The organism is Luteibacter sp. KNZ12-1A (assembly GCF_056755675.1).
This window is the reverse complement of sequence record NZ_JBPGXU010000165.1, coordinates 1-4,717: the sequence shown is the minus strand read 5'-3', so window position 1 is coordinate 4,717 and position 4,717 is coordinate 1. Positions and strand designations below refer to the sequence as shown.

Below are 4,717 nucleotides of genomic sequence, written 5' to 3'. Positions count from 1 at the left end.
CCCGCTGGGGGGGGGCTCCCGCGCGGCGGGGGCCCTGGTTCCGCCAACCCCCCCGGGCCGCGGGGGGGGGCCCCCACCAGAGCTCCCGACAAGCCGATGGTGCGGAACTTTCTTAACCTGAACGCCCCGATTTCCCCGGCACGAATCGTTCACGGATGCGCTGTTTCCATAGGCCCCGCGAACCGGCAGCCACAGTGCGTGGCGCCATCGCCAGCCCCATTCAGTGCGAGATGAAGGAGTCACCAATGAACCATGTCACCCTCCGTAAGGCCCTGTTCGCCGCCGCCCTCGTTGCTGGTCTCGGCGCGGTCCCGTTCACGCAGGTGTATGCCCAGGACTCCGCCGCGGCTTCCTCGAAGGGCGACAACCAGACCGTCGCCGGCAAGGCCGACGACACGTGGATCACCACGAAGGTCAAATCCGAGTTCGCCGCCAACAAGAGCGTGAAGGGCAGCGATATCTCGGTGAGCACCAGCGACGGCGTCGTCACCCTGACCGGCACGGTCGCCACGGCGAAGGAAAAGAGCCACGCCGAGAAGATCGCCAAGGGCATCAAGGGCGTGAAGAGCGTCGATGCCAGCGGCCTGACCGTTTCCTCCAGCGCGGCGAAGTAACCCTGCGACATCGCTGAAAACGAAGAGGGAGCCGCAAGGCTCCCTCTCTTTGTCATCGCGCTCCCGGCCGCCCGACGCGACCTTCCTCGAAGAAACGCTCCGGTGCCTCGGCGTTCAGCGGTGCAGCATGCCACCGAAGGTATTGCGATCGTTGCTCTTGTCGATCTCGACCCCTTCCAGGCCCTGCGACAGGGTATGCGCGTCACCACCCTGGGCGAGCTTGATGCGCAGGCGCACTTCGTTGGAACTGTCGGCGTGGCGCAATGCGTCCTCGTACGAGATCTCGCCGGCGTGATAGAGCTCGACCAGGCTCTGGTCGAAGGTGCGCATGCCCAACTGGTTGGAATCGCGCATGAGTTCCTTGAGCTTGTGTACCTCGCCCTGGCGGATGTAATCCTGCGCCAGCGGCGTACCGAGCAGCACTTCCACCGCGACGCGACGGGCCTTGCCGTCGGGCGTCGGGATGAGCTGCTGGGCGACGATGCCCTTCAGGTTCAACGAAAGGTCCATGAAGAGCTGCTGGCGACGGTCCTCGGGGAAGAAGTGCAGGATACGGTCGAGCGCCTGGTTGGCGTTGTTCGCATGCAGCGTGCACAGGCACAGGTGGCCCGTTTCCGAGAAGTTGATCGCGTGTTCCATCGTCTCGCGCGTACGCACTTCGCCGATCATGATCACGTCGGGCGCCTGGCGCAGCGTGTTCTTCAGGGCGTTTTCCCAGCTGTCGGTGTCGATGCCGAGTTCGCGCTGCGTGATGATGCAACCCTCGTGCTTGTGCACGTACTCGATCGGGTCCTCGATGGTGATGATGTGGCCGGTCGAATTCTGGTTGCGATAGCCGATCATCGACGCGAGCGAGGTCGACTTACCCGTACCCGTGCCGCCGACGAAGATGATGATGCCGCGCTTGGTCATCGCCAGTTGCTTGATGACCGGCGGGAGGTTGAGTTCCTCGGGCGTCGGGATTTTCGATTCGATCCGGCGCAAGACCATGCCCACGCAGTTGCGCTGGTAGAAGCAGGAGACGCGAAAACGGCCGATGCCGGACGCGCTGATCGCGAACTGGCACTCGTGCGTTTTCTCGAACTCCTCGCGCTGGGCCGGGGTCATCACGTTGAGCACCATGTCGCGCGACTGCTGCGCGGAGAGGGGACTCTGGGTGATCGGGACGATGCGTCCCTGCACCTTCATGGAAGGCGCGACGCCGGCGGTGATGAACAGGTCGGAGGCCTGCTTGTGCACCATCAGCTTGAGGAAGGAGGTGAAATCGAAGTCGCTCATGGCCTGGTATTCCCATTGCCGGACCGGGCCGGCGCCCCTGTGGGCGATCATATACCCGTGAATCGGACCCTGCAGAGACAGCCCTCACGCTAAAGGCTTCGACCCTTGGGTGAAATGCAGGCCCGGTGGGAAGAAGACTTGGTGGGAAGCGCGCTGGCGCGCGATGGGTGCTTGCCGCAAGCCCTGATCGCGGCCCGGGCCGCTTCCCACCCGATGGAGGGCCCTCCCGATAGAGAGCCTTCCCGATGGAGGGCCCATCCGATGAAGGGAGGCGCTCTAGCGGAAGCCTTCCTTGTTCTTCGCATAGGTCGAGGCTTCCTGGCGCGTGACGAGTCCGCGCTTGACCAGGTCCGCGAGGTTCTGGTCCAGGGTCTGCATGCCGTATTGCTGGCCGGTCTGGATGGACGAGTACATCTGGGCCACCTTGTCCTCGCGGATGAGGTTACGGATGGCCGGGATGCCCACCATGATCTCGTGGGCCGCGATGCGCCCCCCGCCGACCTTCTTCAGCAGGGACTGCGAGATGACCGCGCGCAGCGACTCGGACAACATCGAGCGAACCATGGGTTTCTCGCCCGCGGGGAACACGTCGATGATGCGGTCGATGGTCTTGGCCGCCGAGGACGTGTGCAGCGTACCGAAGACCAAATGGCCGGTTTCCGCGGCGGTCAGCGCCAGGCGGATGGTCTCCAGGTCGCGCAATTCGCCCACCAGGATGTAGTCGGGATCCTCGCGCAGTGCCGAACGCAAGGCCTCGTTGAATCCGTGCGTATCGCGGTGCACTTCGCGCTGGTTGATCAGGCACTTCTGCGAGGTGTGCACGAATTCGATCGGGTCCTCGACGGTGAGGATATGGCCGTATTCGTTCTTGTTGACGTGGTCGACCATGGCCGCCAGCGTCGTCGACTTGCCCGAGCCCGTGGGGCCGGTGACCAGGATCAGCCCCTGGGGCTGCTCGATCAGCTCACGGAAGATCTTCGGCGCGCCGAGGTCTTCCAGGGTGAGCACCTCGGAAGGAATGGTACGGAACACGCCGCCCGCGCCGCGGTTGTGATTGAAGGCGTTGACGCGGAAACGGGCCAGGCCGGGAATCTCGAAGGAGAAATCGACTTCGAGGAATTCCTCATAGTCGCGGCGCTGCTTGTCCGACATGATGTCGTAGATCAGCGAATGGACCTGCTTGTGCTCCAGCGCCGGGATGTTGATTCGCCGGACGTCGCCGTCGACACGGATCATCGGCGGAAGACCCGCGGAAAGGTGCAGGTCGGAGGCCTTGTTCTTCACTGAGAAGGCAAGGAGTTCGGCGATATCCATTGAGGTCCCCTATCTTGGTGGGCATAGGTAACCATGCCCGGGGGTCGGCGGCAAGGCGCGGCACCGTATATGCTTCGGTGTATGTGAACCTCGTCGCCAACGGAGCGAATACCCCCATGAATCGGATCGCCTTCATCGGCGGCGGCAACATGGCCACCGCGTTGATCGCCGGAATGATCCGCCACGGCGCCCAGCCCGGTGGAATCGCCGTGGCCGAGCCCCGTGCGGAGGCCCTGCACGAGCTGTCCCGCGAATATGGCGTGGCCACCTACACCGATAACCGCGATGCCGCCGAAGGCGCCTCGATCCTGGTACTGGCGGTAAAGCCGCAGATGATGGCCGAGGTGTGCCGCAACCTGCGCGCCGTGGTGCAGAAGTATCGCCCGGTGGTGATCTCCATCGCCGCCGGCATCCGCATCCAGCAGATCGAACGCTGGCTCGACGCCGCCCTGCCCGTCGTCCGCTGCATGCCCAACACCCCGGCCATGATCGGCGCCGGGGCCACGGCGTTGTTCGCCAACGCGCGCGTGAGCGCCCCGCAGCGGGCCGAGGCGCAGCATGTGCTCGATGCCGCCGGCCTGACCGTGTGGGTGCCCGACGAAGACCAGCTGGACATCGTCACCGCCCTTTCGGGCTCCGGCCCCGCGTATTTCTTCTTGCTGGTGGAAGCACTGGAAAACGCCGCGTTTTCCCAGGGGCTCTCCCGCGAAACGGCGCGTGCGCTGGCAGCGCAGACCGCGCTGGGCGCCGGCCGCATGCTGATCGAAAGCGGCGAGAGCGCCGCCATCCTGCGCCAGCGCGTCACCTCGCCCAACGGCACCACTCAGGCGGCGCTGGAGAGTTTCCAGGCCGACCATTTCCCCGCCATCGTGGCGCGCGCGGTCGACGCGGCGCGGCGCCGTGGCATCGAACTTTCAGAAGACATGGAATCGAAGACGTGAACTACCTGACCAACGCAGGCGCCCTGATCCTCCAGTTCGCCTTCGGCGCCCTCGTCACCCTGTTCGTCCTGCGACTGCTGGCCGAGGCGCACCGGGCGGACTTCCACAATCCCATCTGCCAGTTCCTCTATCGCTTCACCAATCCCGTGGTACGCCCGCTGCGTAAGGTGCTGCCACCCGTGCGCAGGATCAACACCGCCGCGCTGGCCATCGTGCTCGTGCTGGAATGCCTGAAGGTGGTGTTGATCGTCGCCCTGGCCGGAATCGCCCCGGCGCCGCTGGGCATCCTGGTGGCGGGCGTGGCCGAGACCCTCGACTTCTTCCTGCTGACCTGGATCGTCCTGGTGTTCGTGTGGTCGCTGATGAGCATGCTCTCGACCGACCGCTACCACCCGGTGGCACGACTGGTGTCGAGCCTGGCGGAGCCCCTGGTGCGGCCGTTCCGCGGCAAGCTGACCATCGGCGGACTGGATTTCTCGCCCACGGCGGTGCTGCTGGGGTTGTTCCTGGCGCGCATCCTCATCGCCCAGCCGCTTTCGGATTGGGGCTGTCTCTTATACACATCTCCGC

At 64.9% G+C, this 4,717-nt stretch carries 5 protein-coding genes; 3 read left to right on the top strand and 2 right to left on the bottom strand.

Annotation, left to right across the window (positions count from 1 at the left end):
- Positions 1 to 245: 245 nt before the first annotated feature.
- Positions 246 to 614, top strand: coding sequence for a BON domain-containing protein (locus ACR9ZJ_RS18900; protein ID WP_481281138.1), 369 nt, complete (start codon positions 246 to 248; stop codon positions 612 to 614).
- A gap of 114 nt (positions 615 to 728) precedes the next feature.
- On the opposite strand, the gene ACR9ZJ_RS18895 is transcribed toward ACR9ZJ_RS18900, so the two are convergent.
- Both ACR9ZJ_RS18895 and ACR9ZJ_RS18890 read right to left on the bottom strand, forming a co-directional pair.
- Positions 729 to 1,892 carry a PilT/PilU family type 4a pilus ATPase gene (locus ACR9ZJ_RS18895; RefSeq protein ID WP_371022121.1) on the bottom strand — a complete coding sequence of 388 codons (1,164 nt, stop codon included), beginning with the start codon at positions 1,890 to 1,892 and terminating at the stop codon, positions 729 to 731.
- Between the two features lie 276 nt (positions 1,893 to 2,168).
- On the bottom strand, positions 2,169 to 3,206 hold the full coding sequence (locus ACR9ZJ_RS18890) for a type IV pilus twitching motility protein PilT (RefSeq protein ID WP_306851636.1): 1,038 nt from the start codon (positions 3,204 to 3,206) through the stop codon (positions 2,169 to 2,171).
- A gap of 116 nt (positions 3,207 to 3,322) precedes the next feature.
- Here ACR9ZJ_RS18890 and proC point away from each other — a divergent pair, with 116 nt between their 5' ends.
- Positions 3,323 to 4,147 carry a pyrroline-5-carboxylate reductase gene (proC, locus tag ACR9ZJ_RS18885; RefSeq protein WP_481288633.1) on the top strand — a complete coding sequence of 275 codons (825 nt, stop codon included), beginning with the start codon at positions 3,323 to 3,325 and terminating at the stop codon, positions 4,145 to 4,147.
- Positions 4,144 to 4,717, top strand: a 574-nt coding sequence (locus ACR9ZJ_RS18880) for a YggT family protein (protein WP_481288632.1), incomplete at its 3' end; no start/stop codon positions are given. The genes proC and ACR9ZJ_RS18880, both read left to right, overlap by 4 nt.